We start from the raw sequence: 24,589 nt of genomic DNA on the forward strand, positions 1-24,589 counted from the left end.
GTACCCCGGGCGGGGTGGCGTGCGGTGCCCCCACCGCTGTGGCCCGGTCAGAGGGCGTCGTTGCGCAGGACCAGGATGGCGATGTCGTCGCGCGGGGTCTCCACCGAGAAGTTGATCGCGGTCGCGCGCAGCCGGGCGGCGACCACGTCGGCCGAGTACCCGGCCAGCGGGGCGGCGGCGTCGCGCAGCCGGTCGACGCCGAACAACTCCCGGCCGCGCCGGCGCTCGGTCACCCCGTCGGTGTAGAAGACCAGCGAGTCACCGGGGGCGAGCGGCACCTCCGCCGTCGGCGAGGTGATCGCGTCGAGCAGCCCCAGCGCGGTGCCGCCGAGCCCGACGAACGAGGCCCCGCCCCCGCCGCGCAGCAGCACCGGACGGTCGTGCCCGGCCAGGTGCAGCGAGACGTCGAGCTGCCCGCGCTCACCCGGCCCGACGGCGGCGAGCGCCAGCGTGCAGTACCGGCCGCCACCCCGCTCGACGAGCGTCTCGTTGAGCCGGGACAGCGCCTCCGGCAGCGGCTTGCCGTCGCCGACCAGCACCCGGATCACGTCCCGGACCAGCCCGGTCACCGCCGCCGCCTGCACGCCCTTGCCGGAGACGTCGCCGATGACCACCAGCCAGCGGCCGTCCGGCAGCGGCACCACGTCGTAGAAGTCGCCGCCGACCTCGGCGTCGTCGCCGGTCGGGACGTACTCGGCGGCGAAGCCGATCCCCTCGACGACCGGCAGCACCGGGGGCAGCAGCGACTGCTGGAGGGTCTGGGCCACCCGGCGGCGCTCGGCGTGGATCCGGGCGTTCTCGATGGCGAGGGCGGCCCGGCGGGCCACGTCCTCCAGCACGGCGACCTCGTCCGGGTCGTGCCGGTGTCGCAGGTGCCGGCCGACCGCCAGGGTGCCGAGGCGTTGCCCCCGGGCGATCAGCGGGACGGCGAAACCCTCCAGCGGCGGGCCCAGCGGGACCTGGGTGGCGCTGCGGGACGCCTCCCTGAGCCGGGCCTGCACCGACTCCGGACCGGTCTCCTCGAGCACCTTGTGCAGCTGGGGCAGGACCGACTCGTCGGCGTGGCTGGACGCGGCCAGCCGCAGCCGGCCCCACTCGTCGGTGGTGTGCACCGCGCACCACTGGCCCAGCCGGGGCACCACCAGCTGCGGGATCAACGCCATGGTCAGCTCGACGTCCAGCGACTGGGCGAGCAGTTCGCTCGCCTCGGCGAGGAAGGTCAGCCACGCCTGGCGACGGATGTCGGCCCGGCGCAGCCGGTCGTTCTCCAGGTGCAGCGAGAGCCGTTCCGCGGCGAGCACCGCGAGCGGCCGGGCGTACGCCGAGGGTGCGGCGTCCAGCTCCAGCTCCCCGGCGTACGGGCGGTGCACGGCCAGCGGCACCTGGAGCAGTTCGTTGCCGGGGCGGGGCTGGCGGCCGTAGCGGGCGAGCACCTGGGTGCCCTGGCCGTCGCCCCGGTCCAGCCGGACCACGCCCCCGGCCGCGCCGACCATCTCGGCGACCCGGGTCAGCAGGTCGGCGGCGAAGTCGGGCAGCGGGTCCTCGGCGTACGGGTCGGGGCTGGTCTGGGTCAGCTCGCTCATCGCGGCGGCGCTCGGTGCGGAACTCGCCGGGACGGTGCCGTCCCCACCGTTGACCGGCACCTGGTCCAGCGCGGCGGGCGCCTCCTTCACCGCGCCGGGGCGGTCCAGCCGGAACCAGACACCCTTGCCGGTGGGCAGGTACGTGGTGCCCCAGCGACTGGCGAAGTGGTCGACCAGCAGCAGCCCTCGGCCCCGCTCGGAGACCTCGGTGATCTCGTCGACGTCGTTGCGGACGCCCACCACCAGCTCGTCCACCGGCCCGGCGGCGAAGTCGGTGACGGTGACGGTGAGCCCGACCGGGTCGGCGACGACCTCGATGTCCAGTTCGGTGCGGGCGTGCTCCACCGCGTTGGTGGAGAGTTCGGTGGTCAGCAGCAGCGCCTCGTTGAGCAGTTCGTCGAGGTCGGCCTCGGTGAGCACGGAGCGGACCAGCGCGCGGGCGGCGGCGGGCGTACGCCGGTCGGCGGGCAGGCGGATGCGACGGACGTGCTCGTCCCGGCCCCCGTCCGACGAGGGCCCCGTCTCCGCCGACACCCTCGTATCCTCCACCGGCACGGGCCGGGTGCCAAGCCGGACCGCCTCGTCGGACACCGTGGGTGACCGGTGCGGCCCCCTCGCGTCGCTGCCCGGGACGCCTCGGGCGTACCCGCGCGCCGGGTGCCGATCTGTGCCGGTACGGGCAGGTCGGCGGCGGCGTTCCGTGCCTGCGACGCCCCCGGAGCGGCGGCGCGTCCGGTTCATTGCCGGGCCCGCCGCACGCCGACCGCGCCGCGCCCGAGGTGGGGCGGCGGACGCGGCGTCCGTGGCGTCGACACGGCGGTGGGCACAATGATGGGATGGGTGGCGTGTCGACGCGCCGGGAGGCCCCGAGCTGAGCGAGGAATGATGAGCGCGAAACAGTCGGTGACCGCGGATCCGTCCGCGACCGAGAACGATGCGCTGTTCGTCGAGCTGGCGGAGGCGTTGCGCCGGGTACGCGGCGGTGACTTCAAGGTGCGGCTGCCCCGCCGGGCGGGCGCGGCCGGTGAGGTCGCCGACGCCTTCAACGACGTGGTGGCGCTCCAGGAGCGGCAGCACCTCGACCTGCGCCGGATCAGCCGGGTCGTGGGCCGGGACGGCCGGCTCACCGAGCGTCTCGACGAGGAGGGCTTCGACGGCTCGTGGGCGGAGGGCCAGCGGGCCATCAACTCCCTCATCGACGACCTCGGCCGCCCCACCACGGAGATCGCCCGGGTGATCGTGGCGGTGGCCGACGGCGACCTCTCCCAGCACATGGCGCTGGAGATCGACGGTCGCCCGCTGCGCGGTGAGTACCTGCGCATCGGCCGCACGGTCAACACGATGGTCGACCAGCTCTCGTCCTTCTCCAACGAGGTGACCCGGGTGGCCCGCGAGGTGGGCACCGAGGGCAAGCTCGGCGGCCAGGCCGACGTCCGGGGCGTCGCCGGCACCTGGAAGGACCTCACCGACTCGGTCAACACCATGGCGTCGAACCTGACCGGCCAGGTGCGGTCGATCTCCCAGGTGGCGACGGCGGTGGCCAAGGGCGACCTGTCGCAGAAGATCACGGTGGGCGCCCGGGGCGAGGTCGCCGAGCTGGCCGACACGATGAACTCGCTCACCGACACGCTGCGGCTCTTCGCCGAGCAGGTGACCCGGGTGGCCCGTGAGGTGGGCACCGAGGGCAAGCTCGGTGGTCAGGCGGAGGTGCCGAACGTCGCCGGCACCTGGAAGGACCTGACCGACAGCGTCAACTCGATGGCGTCGAACCTGACCGCCCAGGTGCGCAACATCGCCCAGGTCTCCACGGCGGTGGCCCGGGGCGACCTGAGCCAGAAGATCACCGTGGCGGCGCAGGGCGAGATCCTGGAGCTGAAGGACACCGTCAACACGATGGTGGACCAGCTGTCGTCGTTCGCCGACGAGGTGACCCGGGTGGCCCGTGAGGTGGGCATCGAGGGCAAGCTCGGTGGTCAGGCCCAGGTGCGCGGGGTCTCCGGCACCTGGCGGGACCTGACGGAGAACGTCAACCAGCTCGCCGGCAACCTGACCAGCCAGGTCCGCAACATCTCCCAGGTGTCCACGGCGGTCGCCAAGGGCGACCTGTCGCAGAAGATCACCGTCGACGCGCAGGGCGAGATCCTGGAGTTGAAGAACACCGTCAACACGATGGTGGACCAGCTCTCGTCGTTCGCCGACGAGGTGACCCGGGTGGCCCGTGAGGTGGGCACCGAGGGCAAGCTGGGTGGTCAGGCGCAGGTCAAGGGCGTCTCGGGTACGTGGCGGGACCTGACCGACAACGTGAACTCGATGGCGTCGAACCTGACCTCGCAGGTGCGCAACATCGCCTCGGTGACCACGGCGGTGGCGAAGGGTGACCTGTCGCAGAAGATCACGGTGGACGCCCGGGGCGAGATCCTGGAGCTGAAGTCCACGGTGAACACGATGGTGGATCAGCTGTCGTCGTTCGCCGACGAGGTGACCCGGGTGGCCCGTGAGGTGGGCACCGAGGGCAAGCTCGGCGGCCAGGCCCAGGTACGCGGGGTGGCCGGCACCTGGCGGGACCTGACCGACAACGTGAACTCGATGGCGTCGAACCTGACCGCCCAGGTGCGCAACATCGCCCAGGTCTCCACGGCGGTGGCGAAGGGTGACCTGTCGCAGAAGATCACGGTGGACGCCCGGGGCGAGATCCTGGAGCTGAAGTCCACGGTGAACACGATGGTGGACCAGCTGTCGTCGTTCGCCGACGAGGTGACCCGGGTGGCCCGTGAGGTGGGCACCGAGGGCAAGCTGGGTGGTCAGGCGCAGGTCAAGGGCGTGTCGGGCACCTGGCGGGACCTGACCGACAACGTGAACTCGATGGCGTCGAACCTGACCTCGCAGGTGCGCAACATCGCCTCGGTGACCACGGCGGTGGCGAAGGGCGACCTGGGCCAGAAGATCACCGTCGACGCGCAGGGCGAGATCCTGGAGCTGAAGAACACCGTCAACACGATGGTGGACCAGCTCTCGTCGTTCGCCGACGAGGTGACCCGGGTGGCCCGCGAGGTGGGTATCGAGGGCAAGCTCGGCGGCCAGGCGCAGGTGAAGGGCGTCTCGGGCACCTGGCGTGACCTCACCGAGAACGTCAACCAGCTCGCCTCGACGCTCACCACCCAGCTGCGGGCGATCGCCCAGGTGTCCACCGCGGTGACCCGCGGTGACCTGACCCAGCGGATCGCGGTCAAGGCGCAGGGCGAGGTCGCCGAGCTGAAGGACAACATCAACCAGATGATCGTCACCCTCCGGGAGACGACCAAGAAGAACGCCGAGCAGGGCTGGCTCGACTCCAACCTGGCCCGCATCGGTGGCCTGCTCCAGGGCCAGCGCGACCTCGGCGAGGTCTGCCGCATGATCATGATGGAGGTGACCCCGCTGGTCGACGCGCAGCTCGGCGCGTTCTTCCTGGCCGACACCTCCGAGGGCGTGATGCGGCTGCGGCTCACCGCCTCCTACGGGTACGTGGCCCGGGGGCACAACGTCACCTTCGGTCCCGGCGAGGGGCTGGTCGGTCAGGCCGCGCTCTCCCGCCGGACGATCCGGGTCAACGCGCTGCCCGACGGCCGGCTCACGCTGCGCTCCGGGCTGGCCGAGACGCCCCCGGCCGACCTGGTGGTGCTGCCGGTCCTCTTCGAGGGCGAGCTGCTCGGCGTGATCGAGTTCGCCAGCGTGGCCCGCTTCTCCGAGCTGCACCTGGCCTTCCTGGAGCGGCTGGTGCTGACCATCGGCGTCGCGGTCAACACCATCCAGGCCAACCGGCGTACGGAGGAGCTGCTGGCCCAGTCGCAGCGGCTGGCGCTGGAGTTGCAGGACCAGTCGGCGGAGTTGCAGCGCACCAACGCCGAGCTGGAGGACAAGGCGAAGCTGCTCAGCGAGCAGAAGGGCAACATCGAGACCAAGAACCGGGAGATCGAGCTGGCCCGGCTCGGCCTGGAGGAGAAGGCGCAGCAGCTCACCCGGGCGTCGGCGTACAAGTCGGAGTTCCTGGCGAACATGAGCCACGAGCTGCGTACGCCGCTGAACTCGCTGCTGCTGCTGGCCCGCCTGCTCGCCGAGAACTCGGAGCAGAACCTGAGCCCGAAGCAGATCGAGTTCGCCCGCACGATCCACAGCGCCGGCTCGGACCTGCTCTCGCTGATCGACGACATCCTGGACCTGTCGAAGATCGAGGCGGGCCGGATGGACGTCGAGCCGACCGAGGTCCGCTTCGACGAGATCCGGGGCTACGTCGAGCAGGCGTTCGCCCCGCAGGCCGAGGAGAAGGGCCTGGACTTCCAGGTCCGGGTGGCGAAGGACCTGCCCCCGGCGCTGGTCACCGACGCGCAGCGGTTGCAGCAGGTGCTGCGCAACCTGCTCTCCAACGCGATCAAGTTCACCGACGACGGCGGGGTGACGCTGCGGATCGGCCTGGCGCCGGAGGACGCGGTCTTCGACGTGCCGGCGCTGACCAACGCCCGGCAGGTGATCGCGTTCACCGTGATCGACACCGGCATCGGGATCTCCGACGACAAGCTGTCGCTGATCTTCGAGGCGTTCCAGCAGGCCGACGGCACCACCAGCCGGCGGTACGGCGGGACGGGGCTGGGCCTGTCGATCAGCCGGGACCTGGCCCGGCTGCTGGGCGGGGCGATCACCGTGACGTCCGCGCCCGGGCAGGGCTCGACGTTCAGTCTCTTCGTACCCGATGTGCTGGCGCCGGACGCGGTGGTGGCGCCGCAGGCCCCGTCGCCGCAGCGCGCGGGCCTGCCGTCGTCGTTGCTGATGCCGCCGATGGAGCTGCTGCCCCGGCCGGAGGCCCCGGCGACCCGGCAGCTCGACGGCGCCACCGTGCTGATCGTCGACGACGACGTCCGGAACGTCTTCGCGCTGACCTCCGCATTGGAATTGCACGGCATGACCGTGTTGTACTCGGACAACGGGGCGGACGGTGTCCGCCTGCTGGCCGAGCATCCGGAGGTGGACATCGTGTTGATGGACGCGATGATGCCGGACCAGGACGGGTACGAGACCACCCGGCAGATCCGCCGCAACCACCGCTTCGCGGACCTGCCGATCGTCTTCCTGACCGCGAAGGCGATGCCGGGCGACCGCGAGTCGGCGCTCGCGGCCGGTGGCAGTGACTACATCACCAAGCCGGTCGACCTGGACGAGCTGATCGAGCGGATGGCGTCCTGGATCAGCGGCAGCCGAAGCGAGGAGAATTCGTGACGCAGACGGCCAAGGCGCTGCTGGTCGACGACCGGCGGGAGAACCTGATGGCCCTGGAGGCCATCCTCCAGGGGCTCCCGGTGCAGTCGGTCGCCGTGGAGAGCGGCGAGGCGGCGTTGAAGCAGCTGCTGGTGGAGGACTTCGCGGTGATCCTGCTGGACGCCCAGATGCCGGACATGGACGGCTTCGAGACGGCCAGCCACATCAAGCGGCGGGAGCGGACCCGGCACGTGCCGATCATCTTCCTCACCGCCGCCGACAAGGACGCGCAGCTCGCGCTGCGCGGTTACGCGGTGGGTGCGGTCGACTACCTCACCAAGCCCTTCGACCCGTGGGTGCTGCGGGCGAAGGTGTCGGTCTTCGTGGAGCTGTGGGTGAAGACCCGCCAGCTCGCCGCGCAGTCCGACGTGGTGCGGGAGCGGGACGCCCAGTGGCGGGTGCTCACCGACGCGGTGGACGAGGCCACCATGATGCTGCGCGCCGACGACAGCCTGGAGGCCCGCGACCGGGCCGTCGAGTTGCTCGAGCAGGCCCGCTGGGGCAACACCCCCTGACCCACCCTTCACGATCCGCACACTTTCAGAGAAAGAGTGGCCATTCACGCGTGAATGGCCACTCTTTCTCTGAAAGTGCGGAGCGATCAGGTGGTGGCGGCGCGGCGGGCCCGCCAGCGTTCGCCGATGGAGTCGATCTCCTCCTGGACGAAGACGAAGAAGTCGCGCATCTCGGCCACCCGCTCCCCGGCGGGCGTGCTCCGGCCGTCCAGCGCCGTCACCCCGTCGTCGGCGATGTCGATGAGGGTCTTGTACAGGTTGGTCTTGGTGAGCGTCGCCTCGTACCAGGGGTTGTCCGGCACCCGGTAGCGGTCCCGCCGGGATCCCTTGACCGGCTCGCGGAGCAGCATCCCCCACTGGGTCAGGTAGCGGACCGCCCCGGAGATCGCGGCGGCGCTGACCCCCAGCCGTTCGCCGATCTCGGCCGCGGTCAGCGGCTCGTCGGCACTCATCACGGTGAAGAGCACCCGGGCCGCCATCCGGGGGAAGCCGACCTCCGCGAAGGCCATCGCCATCCGTTCGACGAAGAGGTGGAGGTCCTCGTCGTTGCGGGCGGGGCTGCGGTCGTCGGCCATGTGTGCGTGCTCCTCGGGCTGCGTCGGGTACCCGATGGTGCCCCGACTCTCACAGTCTTCACAAGTTTGTGAAGCGAGTGTAGCTTCCTAACTATGGAAACTCCCATCGAAGTGGCCGGCCTCGTCAAGACGTTCGGCCGGACCCGGGCGTTGGACGGACTCGACCTGAGCGTCCGCGCCGGCGAGGTCCACGGCTTCCTCGGCCCGAACGGCTCGGGCAAGTCCACCACCATCCGGGTGCTGCTCGGGCTGCTGCGGGCGGACGCGGGGGCCGTCCGACTCCTCGGCGGCGACCCGTGGCGCGACGCCGTCGCGCTGCACCGCCGGCTGGCGTACGTGCCCGGGGACGTCACCCTCTGGCCCAACCTCTCCGGCGGCGAGGTGATCGACCTGCTCGGTCGGCTGCGCGGCGGGCTGGACCCGAAGCGCCGGGCCGAGCTGCTGGAGTCGTTCGAGCTGGACCCGCGCAAGAAGGGCCGCGCCTACTCCAAGGGCAACCGGCAGAAGGTCGGCCTGGTCGCCGCGCTCGCCTCCGACGTCGAACTGCTCATCCTCGACGAGCCCACCTCCGGCCTGGACCCGCTGATGGAGGAGGTCTTCCAGCAGTGGGTACGCCGGGCCAAGCGGGACGGCCGCACGGTGCTGCTCTCCAGCCACATCCTGGCCGAGGTCGAGGCGCTCTGCGACCGGGTCACCATCATCCGCAGCGGACGGAACGTGGAGACCGGCACCCTGGCCGAGCTGCGCCACCTGCACCGCACCTCGGTCGACGCCGAGATCGTCGGCTCCCCGGACGGCCTGGCCGACCTGCCCGGCGTGCACGACGTACGGGTGGAGGGCGCCCGGGTGCGCTTCGACGTGGACAACCCGGCGCTGGACGCCGCGCTGCGCCGGCTCACCGAGATCGGGGTACGCAGCCTGGTCAGCCAGCCGCCGACGCTGGAGGAGCTGTTCCTGCGGCACTACGGGACGAGCACCGACGAGCCGGCCGGGGTGGCCCGATGAGCACCCTCACCGGCACCCGTCACCTGGTCCGGCTGATCCTGCGCCGGGACCGCGTCCTGCTGCCGCTCTGGGTGCTGCTGCTGGCGCTGCTGCCGATGACGTACGCCACCAGCTTCTTCGAGCTGTATCCCGACGCGGCGCAGCGGGCCGCGTACGCCACCGGCACCGCGAGCAACCCGTCGATCGTCGCCCTGCTCGGCCCGGTGTACGGCGACAGCATCGGCGCGCTGACCGCCCAGCGCGGCGGCTTCCTCACCCTGGTCATCGGGCTGGTCAGCCTGCTCACCGTCATCCGGCACACCCGGACCGAGGAGGAGGCCGGCCGGCGGGAGCTGCTCGGCGCCACCGTCCTCGGCCGGTACGCCGGGCTGACCGCCGCGCTGCTGGTGACGTACGCGGCGAACCTGCTGCTCGGGCTGCTCACCGCCGCCGGGCTGGTCGCCACCGGACTGCCGGCGGCCGGCTCGCTGGCGTACGGGCTGTCGGCCGCGCTGGCCGGCGTGGTCTTCGCCACCGTGGGCGGGGTGGCCGCCCAGCTCACCGAGACCGCCGGCGGGGCGCGCGGCATCGCGGTCGGGGCGCTCGGGGTGGCCTTCGCGCTGCGCCTCGTCGGCGACACCGCCGACCGGGACTGGGCGAGCTGGCTCTCCCCGCTGGGCTGGGCTCCACGCATCCGCGCGTACGAGGGCGAGCGCTGGTGGGTGCTGGCGCTGCCGGTGCTGCTGAGCGTGCTGCTCGCCGCGCTGGCGTACCCGTTGTCGGTGCGCCGGGACCTCGGCGCCGGCCTGCTGCCGCCCCGGCTCGGGCCGGCCGACGGTGGCCTCGCCGGGCCGTTCGGGCTGGCCTGGCGGCTGCACCGGGGGCAGCTCGTCGGCTGGTCGGTCGGCTTCGGCCTGCTCGGGCTGATCCTCGGCGGCGCGGCGGAGGCGGCCGGCGAGGCGGTGCAGGGCAACGCGGCGGTGGAGGAGATCCTGGCCCGGCTCGGCGGCACGTCCGCGCTGGCCGAGGCGTACCTCGGTGGCACCCTGGGCTTCGTCGGCCTGGCCGCCGCCGGGTACGGCATCCAGGCGGCGCTGCGGATGCGCGCGGAGGAGGTCGCCGGGCGGGCCGAGCCGCTGCTCGCCACGGCGGTGCACCGGTCCCGCTGGCTCGTCTCGCACCTGCTCTTCGCCCTGGCCGGGCCGGTGGTGGTGCTGGCGGTGGCCGGGTTCGCGGTCGGGGTGACCTACGGGCTCAGCGTGGGCGACGTGCCCGGTCAGCTGCCCCGGATGGTCGGCGTCGGCCTGGCGCAGGTCCCGGCGGCCTGGGTGCTGGCCGGCCTGGCGGTGCTGCTGTACGGCGTGCTGCCCCGGCTCGCCCCGGTCGCCTGGGGAGCGCTCGCGGCCTGCGTGCTGCTCGGCCAGCTCGGCGCGGTGTTGGAGCTGAGCCAGTGGCTGCTGGACCTCTCCCCGTTCAGCCACACCCCGCAGGTCCTGGGTGACGACTGGACCGTCACCCCCCTGATCACCCTCACCGCGCTCGCCGTGGCCCTGGCGGCGACCGGCACCGCCGCCTTCCGCCACCGCGACGTCCCCACCAGCTGACCATCCGCGTCCACCTCGGCCCGAGGGTCCGTCGGCCCTCGGACCGAGGGAAGCGCGCCGGGGAGTGTCGGCGCGGCATCAGGAGAGCGGGCGCAGGCCGGCCTCGAACGCGCCGCGCATGCCGAGGTACCCGTTGATCCGCTCTTCGATCTCGGCGTAGTGCGCCCGCCTGGCGGCGGGCAGCCCGGTGTCCCTGGCGGCGCTGACCAGGTCGACCACCCGGGCGGCCGGCCGGTACTCCATCCAGGTCGGCAGCACCGTCACGCCGGTCACCTCCCACGCTCCGGACGCGGAGCGGGTGAAGGTGAACTCGGGCACCACCGCGTCCTGCGTGTTCTCCGGTGAGCCGTCGGCGAACCGGGTGGTGAGGTTGCCCATCCCGTAGGCGACCCACTTCCCGCCGACCTTCTCGAACGGCTGCACCACGTGCACGTGGTGGCCGACGATCAGGTCGATGTCCGGCGAGGCGAGCAGCTGGCGGGCCAGGTCCTGCTGGTCGTCGTTCGGGGCGTGCTGGTACTCCGTCCCCCAGTGCATGGAGAGGATGACGATCTCGGCGCCCGCCGTACGGGCCCGGTGGGCCGCCGCGAGGATCGCGTCCCGGTCGATCAGGTTCGCCGCCCACGGCCGGCCCTCCGGCAGCGGGATGTCGTTGAAGCTCAGCGTGTACGACAGCTGCGCGACCTTCACGCCGGACACGTCGAGGATGTTCGGCCGGGCGGCCTCCGCCGCGCTGCGGGCCGTGCCGGTGTGGCGCAGCCCGACCCGGTCCAGGTTGTCCAGCGTACGGGTGATGCCCTCCATGCCCGTGTCCAGCGAATGGTTCGAGGCCGTGGAGCAGGTGTCGAAGCCGGCCCAGGCCGCCGCGTCGGCCAGTTCCGGAGGCACGCTGAAGGTGGGCCATCCGGTGAACGGGCCCTCCGGCGGAGCCAGCGGTGTCTCCAGGTGACAGATGGCCAGGTCGGCGGCGCTGACTCGCGGACGGATCGCGGCGAGCACCCGGGTGAAGTCGTGGCCGCCGCGCCCCGCCTGCCGGGCGTCGGCGGCGGCCTGCTCGGTGAGCGCGGGGTGGACCAGCAGGTCGCCGGCGGCCACCACGGTGAGCCGGTTCGTCGGCGCCGGGGCGCTGGCCCCGGCGCGGGGGGTGGCGGAGGGCAGCACGACGCCCCCGCTCTGCTCCGTGCAGCCTGTCACGAGCAGAACCACAATTGCCGCAATACTGACTTTTGCCCTCATTTCAGGCATTGTCGGCAGTGGCGGTCCGCCCTGTGGCGGAACGGCGAACGGCCCCCCTCGCGGGGTCGTCCTGCGCGGCGGGTCAGAGGGCGGTTTCGTTGCGGATCATCAGGGCGGAGCGGAGGCCGGTGATGTCGAGGACGCGGAGCAGGAAGTCGCCGACGTTGCTGAGCACCAGCAGGCTCTGCGCGTGGCTGGCCTTGCGGCTGAGCACGACGAGGGTGCCCAGGCCCTGCGAGTCGCAGAAGGTCACCCCGGCCAGGTCGAGCACGATGCGCGGCGGGGGATCGGCGAGCACCTCGTTCACGACGGTCGACAGCTGGCCGGCGGTGAGCATGTCGATCTCACCGGCGAGGCGAAGCACGGCTTCATCGCCTGACCGGTGTACCGTGATGGACAGTTCGGCACGATCCACCGCGTCAGCCTATCGCGATCTCGACGCCCCGGCCCGGTGAGAGTCAGCCCGCCGACCCGTCGCGCGTACGGGGTGAGTCTGGTAACCCCGTCCAGGGGTGGCTGCCGATTCCCGGTCCGGCGCTGTAACAATGGCCGCATCGTGACCGATACCTTTTCCGCCGGATCCGGCCGCTACCCGGCCGACGCACCGGCCTCCGAGGCCCTGTTCGACCGCGCCACGGCCATCGTGCCCGGCGGGGTCAACTCTCCCGTGCGCGCCTTCCGTGCCGTCGGCGGCACCCCGCGCTTCATGGTCCGGGGGGAGGGTCCCTGGCTGTACGACGCCGACGATCGGCGCTACGTCGACCTGGTCTGCTCCTGGGGCCCGCTGATCCTCGGCCACGCCCACCCCGAGGTGGTCGAGGCCGTGCAGGCCGCCGCCGCGAAGGGCACCAGCTTCGGCACCCCGACGCCGGGTGAGGTCGAGCTGGCCGCCGAGATCGTCGCGCGCACCCCGGTCGAGCAGGTCCGCCTGGTCAACTCGGGCACCGAGGCCACCATGTCGGCGATCCGGCTGGCCCGCGGCTTCACCGGCCGCTCCAAGATCGTCAAGTTCTCCGGCTGCTACCACGGTCACTCCGACGCGCTGCTCGCCGCCGCCGGCTCGGGCGTGGCCACCTTCGGCCTGCCCGACTCGCCCGGCGTCACCGGCGCGGCGGCCGGCGACACCATCGTGCTGCCGTACAACGACATCGACGCGGTCGAGCAGGTCTTCGCCGCCGAGGGGCCGCACATCGCGGCGATCATCACCGAGGCCGCCGCCGGCAACATGGGCGTGGTCGCCCCGCGCGACGGCTTCAACCAGCGGCTCGCCGGCATCGCGCACGCGCACGGCGCGCTGCTCATCGTCGACGAGGTGATGACCGGGTTCCGGGTCTCCCGCGCCGGCTGGCACGGCGTCGACCCGTCCGACGCCGACCTGTGGACGTACGGGAAGGTCATGGGCGGTGGCCTGCCCGCCGCGGCGTTCGGCGGGCGCGCGGAGGTCATGTCGCGGCTGGCCCCGGCCGGTCCGGTCTACCAGGCCGGCACCCTCTCCGGTAACCCGCTGGCCTGCGCCGCCGGCCTGGCCACCCTGCGGCTGGCCGACGACGCGCTCTACCGCCGGCTCGACGACACGGCCGCCGTCGTGGGCAGGCTCGCCGCCGACGCGCTGGCCGCCGCCGGGGTCCCGCACCGGCTCTCGTACGCGGGCAACATGTTCTCGATCTTCTTCACCGACGCCGACGTGGTCGACTACGACACCGCCCGCACCCAGCAGGTGCCCGCGTTCAAGGCGTTCTTCCACGGGATGCTCGCCGCCGGCGTCTACCTGCCGCCGAGCGCGTTCGAGTCCTGGTTCGTCTCGGCGGCGATCGACGACGCCGCTCTGGAGCAGATCGCCGCCGCGCTGCCGGCGGCGGCGAACGCGGCGGCCGCGGCGGGTCACGGGGGGTAATCGGTGAGCGCGAGGAGTGAGCCGGGTCTGCGAGCCCCGCAGTCGCGAACGAAGGGGCGCACGGTGAGCGCGAGGAGTGAGCCGGGTCTGCGAGCCCCGCAGTCGCGAACGGAGGGGGCTCGGTGAGCAGGACGGTGGTGCACGTGCTCCGGCACGGCGAGGTGTACAACCCGGAGGGCATCCTCTACGGTCGCCTGCCCGGTTTCCGCCTCTCCGAGCTGGGCGTCCAGATGGCCAAGGCGGCCGCGCAGGCGCTCGCCGAGCGGGAGATCGTGCACGTGGTCGCGAGCCCGCTGGAGCGCGCCCAGCAGACCGCCGAGCCGATCGCCGCCCAGTTCGGGCTCCCGGTGGGGGTGGACGAGCGGCTGATCGAGAGCGCCAACTGGTTCGAGGGCAAGAAGGTCTCGCCGGGCGACGGCTCGTTCCGCGACCCGCGCAACTGGTGGGTGCTGCGCGACCCGGTGACCCCGAGCTGGGGTGAGGCGTACCGGGCCATCGCGGAGCGGATGTTCGCCGCCGTGCACGCCGCCCGGGTCGCCGCCGAGGGGCGCGAGGCCGTCCTCGTCTCGCACCAGTTGCCCATCTGGACCCTGCGCCGCTACGTCGAGCGCAAGCGGCTCTGGCACGACCCGCGCCGCCGCCAGTGCGGGCTGGCCAGCCTCACCTCGTTCCACTTCGACGGCGCGAAGGTCGCCGGGATCGGCTACACCGAGCCCGCCGCCCACCTGATCGCCATCTCACCGACAGCCAGGACGGCCAAGGGGGCCTGATGTCGATCCGGAGGACGCTCGCCGCCTCGCTCGCCGCCGTCACCGCCACGGCGGCGTTGGTCGGCTGCTCCTCCGAGAGCGGGGAGAGCCGCTGCGCCAACGAGGGCGGCATCATCGAGTGCGCCCCCGAGCAGCGCTCCGCCGCCCCGACGATCGCCGGTGACCTGCTCACCGGCGGCCGGTACGACGTCTCCCAGGCCCGTGGCCAGGTGGTCGTGCTCAACTTCTGGGGCTCCTGGTGCGCGCCCTGCCGGGCCGAGGCCGACGACCTGGAGGCCACCTACCAGGCCACCAAGGCGTCCGGGGTGACCTTCCTCGGCATCAACGTGCAGGACAGCAAGGACAAGGCCGTCGCGTTCGAGGAGGGCCGGGTCACGTACCCGAGCCTGTTCGACCCGTCGAGCCGGCTGGCGCTGGCCCTGGACATCCCCCCGAACACCATCCCGGCCACCGTCGTGCTCGACCGAGAGGGCCGGATCGCCACCGTGATCCGCGCCGCCGTCAAGCAGGACGGCCTCCAGCCCATCGTCGAGCGGATCGCGGCGGAGCAGCCCGCGTCCGGTTCCCGCTGATGGGCGAGACGTTCCGTCAGCTCGCCGAGTCCGGCCCGCTGCTGCTGGCCATCGGCGCGGCGGCGCTCGCCGGGCTGGTCAGCTTCCTCTCCCCGTGCGTGCTGCCGCTGATGCCGGGCTACCTGTCGTACGTGACCGGGCTGGCCGGCGCGGACCTGGAGGGCCGGGCCCGCACCGCCGACCGCCCCCCGGTGGACGTCGACCCGGGCCCGGGCGGCGGCGGGGTGGCGGTGGCAGCTCCCGCGCCGGCCCGGCCGACGGTCGCGGTCAAGGGGCGGGTCCTCGCCGGGACGCTGCTCTTCATCGCCGGGTTCACCGTCGTCTTCACCGCCACCGCGATCCTCTTCGCCAGCTTCGGCCGGGTCTTCTTCGACCACGAGCGGACGCTGGAGATCGTCATCGGCGCGCTGGTCGTGCTGCTCGGGCTCAGCTACCTGGGCGCGGTGCCGGGGATGCAGCGCGAGTTCCGCATCCAGCGGCTGCCCGCCGCCGGGCTGCTCGGGGCGCCGGTGCTGGGCGCGGTCTTCGCGTTGAGCTGGCTGCCCTGCACCGGCCCGACCCTCGGCGCGGTGCTCGGCATGGCCACGGCCGCCGGGAAGACCGACCGGGCCGTGGTGCTGGCGGTGGCGTACTGCCTCGGGCTGGGGGTGCCGTTCATCCTCTTCGGGCTGGGCTTCCACCGCCTGCTCGGGGTGTTCCGCGCCGTCCGGCGCAACAGCCGCTGGGTGACCCGGATCGGCGGGGCGCTGCTGATCCTGATCGGTCTGGCCCTGGTCACCGGCGGGTGGCAGAACTTCGTGATCTGGTTGCAGACGACCGTGGGCGTGGGCGAGGTGAGCATCTGATGACGACCGTGGACGAGCGGCCGGCCGCGCCGGCCGGAACGCCCCGGCGGCCCAACCCGGTGCTGGCCCTGCTGCGCAACTCCTGGCGGCAGCTCACCAGCATGCGTACGGCGTTGGTGCTGCTGTTCCTGCTCGCCGTCGCCGCGATCCCCGGCTCGGTGCTGCCGCAGCGGGGGGTGAACCCGGAACAGGTCGACCAGTACTTCCGCGACCACCCGGAGCTGGCCCCGCAGCTCGACCGGATCGGCGCCTTCGAGGTCTTCGCCTCGGTCTGGTTCTCCGCGATCTACCTGCTGCTGTTCACCTCGCTGGTCGGCTGCATCCTGCCCCGGATGCGCGACCACCTGCGCGCCCTGCGCTCGCGCCCGCCGGCCGCCCCGAAGCGGCTGGAGCGGCTGCCCCAGCACACCGTGCTGGAGGCCCCGGCCGCCGCCGATGCGGAGGCGATCGCCGCGGTGCTGCGCCGCCGGCGCTGGCGGGTGGTGGTACGCGGCAACGAGGTCTCCGCCGAGAAGGGCTACCTCAAGGAGACCGGCAACCTGCTCTTCCACACCTCGCTGGTCGCCGTCCTGCTCGGCGTGGCGCTCGGCTCCTGGTTCGGCTGGCACGGCAACCGGCTGCTGGTGGCGGGCGAGGAGAACGCCTTCTGCAACACCCGGCAGCAGTACAGCGAGGCGTCGCTCGGCCCGCGCGTCGACAGCAACGACCTGCCCCGGTTCTGCCTCACCCTGGACGACTTCGACGCCCGGTTCCTCCCCTCCGGGCAGCCGGAGTTCTACCGGGCCTCGGTGACCGTGGACGAGCTGGACGGCACGCCGCGCGAGGCCGCCTTCTCGGTCAACTCGCCGCTGCGCCTCGACTCCGCCAACGTCTACCTGCTCGGTCACGGCTACGCCCCGATCCTGAAGTACACCGACCGGTACGGCCGCAGCCAGACCAGCACGGTGCCGTTCCTGACCACCGGCGACGCCAACCTCACCAGCGAGGGGGTGGCCGCCTTCCCGGACGCCAACCTCGACCCTCGGACCGGCAAGCGGGACCCGGCCCAGCAGGTCGCCTTCGAGGGGCTCTACCTGCCGACCGCGCCGCAGACCGCGCCGTTCGTGTCGTCGCAGTTCCCCACCGAGCAGAACCCGGCGGTGGTGCTGGTGGCGTACCGGGGCAACCTGGGGCTCGACGCCGGCATCCCGGGCTCGGTGTACCAGCTCGACCAGCGCCAGGTGGCCAACGGCAAGCTGAAGCAGATCGGTGACCAGAAGCTGTTGGGCGTCGGCGAGAAGTGGACCCTGGACGACGGCAGCACGCTGGAGTTCCTGGGCACGAAGCCGTACATCACGCTCTCCGTGCGGCACGCCCCCGGCCAGACGCTGATGCTGGTGGCCTGCGTGGTGCTGCTCGCCGGGCTGATGGGATCGCTGTTCGCCCGCCGCCGACGGGTCTGGTTCCGGGTGCTCCCCGCCGACCCGGCGAGTGGATCTCCGACAAGCGGTAGTAGTTTGGTCGAGGCCGGTGGGCTGCCGCGCACCGAGCATCCGGGCTTCGCCGACGAGTTCACCCGGCTCGTCGCCGCCGTACGCGACGACGGGCGGGCCGACGGGCGGACGCGAGAGGGAGTCGAGTGATGGCGGAGCTGTCCGACCAACTGGTGACGGTCGCGATCCTGGCGTACCTGATCGCCATGATCAGCCACGCGGTCGAGTACGCGCTCGGCAACGCCCGTGCCGTGTCGGTCGCGGCTCCGGCCCGGGAACTCGTGGGCGCCGGGGTGGGCGCGCCGGGTGACACCGAGGCGGCTCCGGCCGCCGCCAGCACCGACGACGTACGCAAGGCGCGGACCGCGCGGCGGGCCGAGCTGGCCGGGCGGATCGCCGCCTGGGTCACCGTCGTGGCCGCCGCGATCCACCTGGGCGCCGTGGTCACCCGGGGCATCGCCGCCGAGCGGATGCCCTGGGGCAACATGTACGAGTTCGTGCTGACGGTCACCTGGATCGGCACGGCGGCCTGGCTGGCGGTGCTCGCCAAGCGCCCCTCGCTGCGCCGGCTCGGGCTCTTCCTGAGCCTGGTGATGGTGCTGCTGCTGGCCTTCGCCGAGCTGAAGCTCTACGTCGAGGTGGTGCCGCTGATGCCGGCACTCCAGTCGTACTGGTTCATCGTCCACGTCTCGACGATCATCTTCGCCTCCGGCATCTTCCTGCTCGGCATCGTCCCGGCGGTCACCTTCCTCATGCGCAACGGGTACGAGCAGGGCCGGCGCAGCTTCCCGTACACCCTGGCCCGCCGGCTGCCGGCGGCGGCCGGCCTGGAGCGGTTGACCTTCACGCTGCACGCCTTCTCGTTCCCGATCTTCACCTTCGCGGTGATCGCCGGGGCGATCTGGGCCGAGGCGGCCTGGGGCCGGGCCTGGGGCTGGGACCCGAAGGAGACCTGGGCGTTCATCTCCTGGGTGGTCTACGCCGGCTACCTGCACGCCCGGGCCACGCCGAGCGTGAAGCGCAACGTGGCGACCTGGATCGCGGTGCTCGGCTTCCTGACGGTGCTGATGAACCTGTTCGGGGTCAACTTCTTCTTCACCGGCCTGCACTCGTACGCCGGGGTGGAGTGAACCGGCCGGTGAGCACCCGGTCGACGCCCAGGGTCACCTGGTAGGCGACCTCCGGCACGTGCGGGGACGGACGAGTCGACGCGCGCCATCTCTGCAAGACGTATGACTACACCTCTAAGAACCGTGGTCATAAGAGAATTGGTGGACTCCGGCCGGCGAATACTGGCGGGACGCTGGAGGTGTCACGGTCTGACAGTTCACTTCCGGTTGACTACTCTGCGAAACGACAATCTCGCCCGCTGTCGAGCGGACGTCTCCCCGTCCCGAGATGGGAATGCCGGATGAGTGAGCAGGTGTCGACGGCGGAGTTGATCCGCAGCCAGCTCCGCCGGTCGCGGGTGACCGCCGGCCTGAGCCAGGAGGAGTACGGCCGGCGCGCGCACTACTCGCCGTCGATGGTCTCGGCGGTGGAGCTGGGGCAGGTCGTGCCGAACCACGCCTACCTCAAGCGCGCCGACGAGGTGTTCGACAGCGGTGGACTCTTCGTCACGCTGCGGGAGTTGGGTCGGCGGGACGGCGAGCCGGTCTGGTTCCGCCCGTGGCTGGAGGCGGAACGGACGGCGACCCAGTTGCGCTGCTTCGCGGTGTCGGTGGTGCCCGGCCTGTTGCAGACCGCGGACTATGCGCGGGCGGTGTTCCGGCTCGACCTCGGGCACACTCCCGAGCGGGTGGAGGAGCTGGTGCAGGCGCGGCTGGCCCGACAGTCCATTCTCGACCTCGAACACCCGCCGCAGCTCACCGCCGTGATCGACGAGACCGTGCTGCGCCGCTTCGCCGAGGGCTGCGCCGAGGTGATGGCCGGGCAACTCCGACACTTGATCGAGTGCGCCCGCCGACCGCACGTCAGCGTGCACGTGCTGCCGCAAGGCGTCGGCCTGCATCCCGGTGTCGCCGGTCCGTTCATCCTGGGGCGCTCGGCTGACGGCGACTGGGTGGGCCTCCTCGACACGCAGATCGGCGGCACGGTGGTCGACGACATCGAGGGGGTGGCGACCCTGTTGGGCAAGTGGGAAACTCTGCGCAGCGATGCGCTGCCCCGGCAGCAGTCGATCGACCTGCTTGAGGAGATCGTGAAGCCATGGATCTGACCGGCGCCCGGTGGCGCAAGTCCACCCGCAGCGGCAACGACTCAGGCTCGTGTGTCGAGGTCGCCGACAATCTGCCCGGTCGGGTGCACGTCCGCGACTCCAAGGACCGTGACGGCGCGGTGCTCACCTTCTCGCCGGCCGCCTGGCGGGCCTTCGTGGAGCTGGCGCGCAGCCGCTGACCACCTTTCGCGTCAGCCGCCGAACCAGCCCGGCACGTCCAGCCGGAAGAAGTTCGGCGGGGTGACCGCGCGCAGGTCGTCCTCCATCGCGGCGACCCGCTCCTCGCCGAGAGTCGCCGCCCAGCGCCGTCGCAGCTCGTCGAAGAGCACCGCCGAGCGGCGCAGCCCGTCGACGCCCTTCTCGGTCATCCGGACCAGTTTGCGACGGGCGTCGGCGGGGTCGTCGGCGCGTTCCAGGTAGCCGAGGGCGACCAGCCGGTCGACGGTCTTGCCGGCGGCCTGCTTGGAGACGCCGAGGCGCTGACCCAGCTCGGACGCGGTGGTGCCGTCGACGCCGACGGCCTGGAGCACGAAGCCGTGCACCGGCCGTAGGTCGGGGTGCCCCTGCCCGGCCAGTTCGGCGTGCAGGTCGTCGATGAGGGTACGGAAGCCGGCCAGCAGCAGCAGGGGCAGCAGGAAGCCGGGGCGCGCGGGGTCAGGTGTTGCCATGTTCGACAACCAGGTTTACGATTTCGACAACCACGTTGACGATCGTACCCGAGAGGCTCCGCCGTGTTCACCGTGCACACCCTCGACACCGCCCCCGCCGCCGCCCGCCCCACCATGGCGGCGGTCCACCGCAAGCTCGGCCACCTGCCCGGCGCGGTCGCCCTGATGGCCGAGTCGCCCGAGCTGCTCAAGGGCTTCCTCACCGCCAACGCCAGCTTCGAGGCGACCGACCTCGACCCGATCGAGCGCGAGGTGGTCGTGCTGACCGTCGCCACCCGGCACGGCTGCCACCTCTGCGTGGCCATGCACACCGCCACCCTCACCCGGCTCGGCGGCGACCCGGAACTGGTCACCGCCCTGCGCGACGGCACCACACCGGCCGACCCCCGACTGGCGGCGCTGCGCCGGTTCACCCTCGCCGTCCTCGACCACGCCGGCGCCGTCCCCGACGACGAGCTACGCGCCCTCATCGCCGCCGGCTACCGCCCGCGACACGCCCTCGACGTGGTGCTCGGCGTCGGGACGTACACCATCTCCACCTTCGCCAACCGGCTCACCGGCGCCCCGGTCGACCCGCACCTGGCCCCGTACGCCTGGGAACCGGCCGCCGCGTGACGGTGCACGTCGTCATGGTTTGCGGCGTGTCGCGGTGTCCTGGCCCCGGGATCCCGCGACACGCCCTATACCGTGCGGGCCGCCGCCGTGCCGTAAACCGTGCGGGCCGCCGATACGCATGACGCCGGCCGGACGGATGCGTGGGGAGTGCCACAGCGGGCGCGGCCACCCGGCGTGGGCGGGGCGTCGAGTCGTACGGGAGACTTGCGGGCATGGCGGCTCGTGGCTTCCCGTACACCGATCTCAAGGACTTCCTCGCGGCGCTGGAGCGCGCGGGCGAGCTGCGGCGGGTGAGCGTCCCGGTCGACCCCACGCTGGAGATCAGCGAGGTGGTCACCCGGACGGTCCGCGCGGGCGGCCCGGCGCTGCTGTTCGAGCGCCCGACCCGGGGCGAGATGCCGGTGGCGATCAACCTGTTCGGCACCGAGAAGCGGATGGCGATGGCGCTCGGCGTCGAGTCGCTGGACGAGATCGGCGCCCGGATCGGCGCGCTGATCAAGCCGGAACTGCCCGTCGGGTGGTCCGGCATCCGTGAGGGCCTGGGCAAGGTCATGCAGCTCAAGTCCGTGCCGCCGCGCAAGGTCAAGACCGCCCCCTGCCAGGAGGTGGTCTACTCCGGCGACGACGTCGACCTGAACAAGCTCCCCGGCCTCCAGGTCTGGCCCGGCGACGGCGGGATCTTCCACAACTACGGGCTGACCCACACCAAGCACCCGGAGACCGGCAAGCGCAACCTCGGGCTGTACCGCCTCCAGCAGCACAGCCGCAACACCCTCGGCATGCACTGGCAGATCCACAAGGACTCCACCGCCCACCACGCCGTCGCCGAACGGCTCGGCCAGCGGCTCCCGGTCGCCATCGCGATCGGCTGCGACCCGGTGGTCAGCTACGCCGCCTCCGCCCCGCTGCCCGGCGACATCGACGAGTACCTGTTCGCCGGCTTCCTGCGCGGCGAGCGGGTCGAGATGGTCGACTGCCTCACCGTGCCGTTGCAGGTCCCCGCGCACGCGCAGATCGTGCTGGAGGGGTACATCGAGCCCGGCGAGCGGCTGCCCGAGGGGCCGTTCGGCGACCACACCGGCTTCTACACCCCGGTCGAGCCGTTCCCGGTGCTGCACGTCGAGACGATGACCATGCAGCGCGAGCCGGTCTACCACTCGATCGTCACCTCCAAGCCGCCGCAGGAGGACCACGGCCTGGGCAAGGCCACCGAACGGATCTTCCAGCCGCTGCTCAAGCTGCTGATCCCGGACATCGTCGACTACGACCTGCCGGCCGCCGGCGTCTTCCACAACTGCGCGATCGTGTCGATCCGCAAGCGCTACCCGAAGCACGCGCAGAAGGTCATGAACGCGATCTGGGGCGCGCACCTGATGTCGCTGACCAAGCTGATCGTGATCGTCGACGAGGACTGCGACGTGCACGACTACAACGAGGTCGCCTTCCGCGCCTTCGGCAACGTCGACTACGCCCGCGACCTGCTGCTCACCGAGGGGCCGGTGGACCACCTCGACCACTCGTCGTACCAGCAGTTCTGGGGCGGCAAGGCGGGCGTCGACGCCACCCGCAAGCTGCCCACCGAGGGCTACACCCGCGGCTGGCCGGAGGAGATGAGCATGTCGCCCGAGGTCGTCTCCCTGGTCGACAAGCGCTGGAAGGAGTACGGACTCTGATGGCGACCGCCGTCGCGCCGGCCGCCCGGCCGGGCCGGGTCAAGTCCTTCCTCAAGCTGGTCGCGATCGAGCACTCGGTGTTCGCGCTGCCGTTCGCGTACCTGTCGGCGTTGACCGCGATGCAGGTGTACGGCGGGCGGGTGCGCTGGCTGGACCTGCTGCTGATCACCGTGGCGATGGTCGGCGCGCGGACGTTCGCCATGGCCGCCAACCGGATCCTGGACCGGCGGATCGACGCGCGGAACCCGCGTACCGCCAACCGGGAGCTGGTCACCGGGGCGGTGAGCGTACGGACGGCCTGGACCGGCGCGGCCGTCGCCCTGGTGGTCTTCCTGGCCGCCGCCGCCCTGCTCAACCCGCTGTGCCTGGTGCTCGCGCCGCTCGCCGTGGTGCCGCTGGTCGTCTACCCGTACGGCAAGCGGTTCACCGACTGGCCGCACGCCATCCTGGCGATCGCCCAGGCGGTCGGCCCGGTCGGCGCCTGGCTCGCGGTCACCGGCACCCTCGACGGCTCCTGGCCGGCCTGGCTGCTCGGCGCGGCCGTCGGCCTGTGGATCGGCGGCTTCGACCTGATCTACGCCTGCCAGGACGCCGAGGTCGACCGGGAGATCGGCGTGCACAGCGTCCCCGCCCGGTACGGCAAGCGCTTCGCGCTGCACGCCTCGACCGTCGCGCACGTGGTGACCTTCGCGCTCTTCATCTGGTTCGGCGCGCTGATCGGCTTCGGCTGGCTCTGGTGGATCGGCCTGGCGCTGACCGCCGTCGCCTTCGGCTACCAGCACGTGGTGGTCAGCCCCACCGACCTGAGCAAGGTCAACCGGGCCTTCTTCACCGCCAACGGCTTCGTCGGCATCGCCCTCTTCGTCTTCGCCCTCCTCGACCTCACCCTCCGCCTCCACCTCCACCCCTGACCACCCCCTCCGGGACCCCACCCCACCCCACCCCCGCCGCGCTGCGCTGCGCCGCCGAGGCGTGCACTTTCAGAGAAAGAGTGGCTATCGCGCGCCGAATAGCCACTCTTTCTCTGAAAGTGCACGGGGGCGGGGGTGGGGCGGGGGCGGGGGTGGGGTGGGGTGGGGTGGGTGGGGGTCAGGGGGTGTCGGGGATGGGGTAGCGGGCGCTCTCCAGCGTCCAGTCGACGGTGCCGCGCACCGCGTTGGCGATCCCGTCCAGGTGGGCGGCGACCGCCGGGTCCCAGGTCGGCCCGAACGACGGGACCGAGGCGCGCAGCGCGACGAAGCGCGTCATCGACTCCCGCCACCGGTCGGCCACCAGAGCCACGGCGGTCTCCAGCGGCACGCCCCGCTCGGCGGCCACCGCCAGCACCAGGTTGTGCCCGCCCGAGGTGGCGAGGTCGCGGTCCAGCGAGGCGATGTCGTTGTACCAGGAGAGCAGGTCGTTGCCGAGTTCCCCGACCCGGCGCAGCAGCGGGTGGTGGTAGACCGCGTCCGGCAGCGGCCGGCCGGTCGCGAACTCCACCAGCGGGTACGAGACGTACGCCGCCGAGGTCGCCCGGCGCAGCTCCACGTACTCGCGCACCGACGGCGCTCGCCCGGCCTCCTTGGCGACCGCCTCCCGCCACGTCCCGTCCAGGTGGTGGGCGACCGCGTCGGCGAAGCGCGACCGCCAGCGGGCCGGCATCCGGCGGCGCGGCTCCCGCCACGCCTCGACCAGCAGCCGGCGCAGCGGCCCGCCGAACCCGGGGTGCCGCCACCGTGGCCCCTCCCGGAGCAGGGTCAGCGCGCCGGCCCGCAGCGCCCGGATCTGCTCCGGGTCGAGCCGGCCCGGCCCGTCGCAGGCGTCGTCGACCAGGAAGAACCAGGTGAAGAGAGCGGCGAGGGTACGCAGGTCCGGCTCGTCGGCGTCCGGGTAGAGGCGGCCCGCGTACCGGGCGAAGCCGGCGCGCTCCAGCCGGCGGCGGGTGGCCCGGTCCAGCGGCAGCCCCAGCCGGGGCAACCGGTCCAGCACCCACTGCTGCACCGGATCCGCGTACGGGGAGAGCCGGGGCGCGATCGGACACGCCGAGCGGAGCGACCAGAGGACCTCGTCGACCATGCTCGATCCCTCCCGTGTGGC

General features: G+C 72.3%; 21 protein-coding genes. 15 read left to right on the top strand and 6 right to left on the bottom strand.

The features are described 5' to 3' along the window. Window positions 1-47: 47 nt before the first annotated feature. Window positions 48-2,117 (bottom strand): SpoIIE family protein phosphatase, encoded by a 2,070-nt coding sequence (locus tag GA0070614_RS17390; RefSeq protein ID WP_088976947.1) that lies wholly within the window; start codon window positions 2,115-2,117, stop codon window positions 48-50. A 348-nt stretch (window positions 2,118-2,465) separates the two neighbouring features. Between GA0070614_RS17390 and GA0070614_RS17395 the strand changes: the two genes are divergently transcribed. Both GA0070614_RS17395 and GA0070614_RS17400 read left to right on the top strand, forming a co-directional pair. Further along, entirely contained in the window at window positions 2,466-6,833 is a 4,368-nt protein-coding gene (locus GA0070614_RS17395; protein WP_088976948.1) for a hybrid sensor histidine kinase/response regulator, read from the top strand. Continuing rightward, on the top strand, window positions 6,830-7,387 hold the full coding sequence (locus tag GA0070614_RS17400) for a response regulator (protein WP_088976949.1): 558 nt from the start codon (window positions 6,830-6,832) through the stop codon (window positions 7,385-7,387). The genes GA0070614_RS17395 and GA0070614_RS17400 overlap by 4 nt, the downstream gene beginning before the upstream one ends. 86 nt (window positions 7,388-7,473) lie before the next feature. Here GA0070614_RS17400 and GA0070614_RS17405 read toward each other — a convergent pair whose 3' ends face one another. After that, complete coding sequence (locus tag GA0070614_RS17405) at window positions 7,474-7,962, bottom strand: GbsR/MarR family transcriptional regulator (RefSeq protein ID WP_088976950.1); 489 nt, start codon at window positions 7,960-7,962, stop codon at window positions 7,474-7,476. 93 nt (window positions 7,963-8,055) lie between these two features. Between GA0070614_RS17405 and GA0070614_RS17410 the strand changes: the two genes are divergently transcribed. After that, window positions 8,056-8,967: an ABC transporter ATP-binding protein gene (locus tag GA0070614_RS17410; RefSeq protein ID WP_088976951.1), complete on the top strand. Its 912-nt coding sequence runs from the start codon at window positions 8,056-8,058 to the stop codon at window positions 8,965-8,967. Continuing rightward, window positions 8,964-10,550, top strand: a complete 1,587-nt coding sequence (locus GA0070614_RS17415) for an ABC transporter permease (RefSeq protein WP_088976952.1) — start codon at window positions 8,964-8,966, stop codon at window positions 10,548-10,550. The genes GA0070614_RS17410 and GA0070614_RS17415 overlap by 4 nt, the downstream gene beginning before the upstream one ends. 78 nt (window positions 10,551-10,628) lie before the next feature. On the opposite strand, the gene GA0070614_RS17420 is transcribed toward GA0070614_RS17415, so the two are convergent. Then, window positions 10,629-11,744, bottom strand: a complete 1,116-nt coding sequence (locus GA0070614_RS17420; protein WP_231933313.1) for a CapA family protein — start codon at window positions 11,742-11,744, stop codon at window positions 10,629-10,631. A 124-nt stretch (window positions 11,745-11,868) separates the two neighbouring features. Next, window positions 11,869-12,201: an STAS domain-containing protein gene (locus GA0070614_RS17425; RefSeq protein WP_088976954.1), complete on the bottom strand. Its 333-nt coding sequence runs from the start codon at window positions 12,199-12,201 to the stop codon at window positions 11,869-11,871. A 141-nt stretch (window positions 12,202-12,342) separates the two neighbouring features. Here GA0070614_RS17425 and hemL point away from each other — a divergent pair, with 141 nt between their 5' ends. The 8 genes from hemL (at window position 12,343) to GA0070614_RS17465 (ending at window position 19,736) form a co-directional block, all read left to right on the top strand. Beyond that, window positions 12,343-13,680, top strand: a complete 1,338-nt coding sequence (gene hemL / locus GA0070614_RS17430) for a glutamate-1-semialdehyde 2,1-aminomutase (protein WP_088976955.1) — start codon at window positions 12,343-12,345, stop codon at window positions 13,678-13,680. A gap of 122 nt (window positions 13,681-13,802) precedes the next feature. Then, on the top strand, window positions 13,803-14,450 hold the full coding sequence (locus GA0070614_RS17435; protein ID WP_088976956.1) for a histidine phosphatase family protein: 648 nt from the start codon (window positions 13,803-13,805) through the stop codon (window positions 14,448-14,450). Beyond that, complete coding sequence (locus GA0070614_RS17440; protein WP_088976957.1) at window positions 14,450-15,022, top strand: TlpA family protein disulfide reductase; 573 nt, start codon at window positions 14,450-14,452, stop codon at window positions 15,020-15,022. The genes GA0070614_RS17435 and GA0070614_RS17440 overlap by 1 nt, the downstream gene beginning before the upstream one ends. Further along, window positions 15,022-15,867 carry a cytochrome c biogenesis CcdA family protein gene (locus GA0070614_RS17445; RefSeq protein ID WP_088976958.1) on the top strand — a complete coding sequence of 282 codons (846 nt, stop codon included), beginning with the start codon at window positions 15,022-15,024 and terminating at the stop codon, window positions 15,865-15,867. Before GA0070614_RS17440 ends, GA0070614_RS17445 begins: the two co-directional genes overlap by 1 nt. After that, window positions 15,867-17,489: a cytochrome c biogenesis protein ResB gene (locus GA0070614_RS17450; RefSeq protein WP_088976959.1), complete on the top strand. Its 1,623-nt coding sequence runs from the start codon at window positions 15,867-15,869 to the stop codon at window positions 17,487-17,489. Before GA0070614_RS17445 ends, GA0070614_RS17450 begins: the two co-directional genes overlap by 1 nt. After that, window positions 17,489-18,469 (top strand): c-type cytochrome biogenesis protein CcsB, encoded by a 981-nt coding sequence (gene ccsB, locus GA0070614_RS17455; RefSeq protein WP_088976960.1) that lies wholly within the window; start codon window positions 17,489-17,491, stop codon window positions 18,467-18,469. Before GA0070614_RS17450 ends, ccsB begins: the two co-directional genes overlap by 1 nt. Window positions 18,470-18,750: 281 nt before the next feature. Further along, window positions 18,751-19,557, top strand: a complete 807-nt coding sequence (locus GA0070614_RS17460) for a helix-turn-helix domain-containing protein (RefSeq protein WP_088976961.1) — start codon at window positions 18,751-18,753, stop codon at window positions 19,555-19,557. Further along, window positions 19,548-19,736, top strand: coding sequence for a DUF397 domain-containing protein (locus GA0070614_RS17465; RefSeq protein ID WP_088976962.1), 189 nt, complete (start codon window positions 19,548-19,550; stop codon window positions 19,734-19,736). The genes GA0070614_RS17460 and GA0070614_RS17465 overlap by 10 nt, the downstream gene beginning before the upstream one ends. A gap of 12 nt (window positions 19,737-19,748) precedes the next feature. On the opposite strand, the gene GA0070614_RS17470 is transcribed toward GA0070614_RS17465, so the two are convergent. After that, complete coding sequence (locus GA0070614_RS17470; RefSeq protein WP_088976963.1) at window positions 19,749-20,225, bottom strand: MarR family winged helix-turn-helix transcriptional regulator; 477 nt, start codon at window positions 20,223-20,225, stop codon at window positions 19,749-19,751. Between the two features lie 63 nt (window positions 20,226-20,288). Here GA0070614_RS17470 and GA0070614_RS17475 point away from each other — a divergent pair, with 63 nt between their 5' ends. The 3 genes from GA0070614_RS17475 to mqnP all read left to right on the top strand — a co-directional run bounded on the left by GA0070614_RS17475 (window position 20,289) and on the right by mqnP (window position 23,424). Then, complete coding sequence (locus GA0070614_RS17475) at window positions 20,289-20,840, top strand: carboxymuconolactone decarboxylase family protein (protein WP_231933314.1); 552 nt, start codon at window positions 20,289-20,291, stop codon at window positions 20,838-20,840. 212 nt (window positions 20,841-21,052) lie between these two features. Then, window positions 21,053-22,513: a menaquinone biosynthesis decarboxylase gene (locus GA0070614_RS17480; RefSeq protein WP_088976964.1), complete on the top strand. Its 1,461-nt coding sequence runs from the start codon at window positions 21,053-21,055 to the stop codon at window positions 22,511-22,513. Further along, complete coding sequence (gene mqnP, locus GA0070614_RS17485; RefSeq protein ID WP_088976965.1) at window positions 22,513-23,424, top strand: menaquinone biosynthesis prenyltransferase MqnP; 912 nt, start codon at window positions 22,513-22,515, stop codon at window positions 23,422-23,424. The genes GA0070614_RS17480 and mqnP overlap by 1 nt, the downstream gene beginning before the upstream one ends. A 178-nt stretch (window positions 23,425-23,602) precedes the next feature. On the opposite strand, the gene GA0070614_RS17490 is transcribed toward mqnP, so the two are convergent. Continuing rightward, window positions 23,603-24,568, bottom strand: a complete 966-nt coding sequence (locus GA0070614_RS17490; protein WP_088979487.1) for a terpene synthase family protein — start codon at window positions 24,566-24,568, stop codon at window positions 23,603-23,605. Window positions 24,569-24,589: the final 21 nt, after the last annotated feature.

The organism is Micromonospora coxensis (genome assembly GCF_900090295.1).
Lineage (GTDB): Bacteria > Actinomycetota > Actinomycetes > Mycobacteriales > Micromonosporaceae > Micromonospora > Micromonospora coxensis.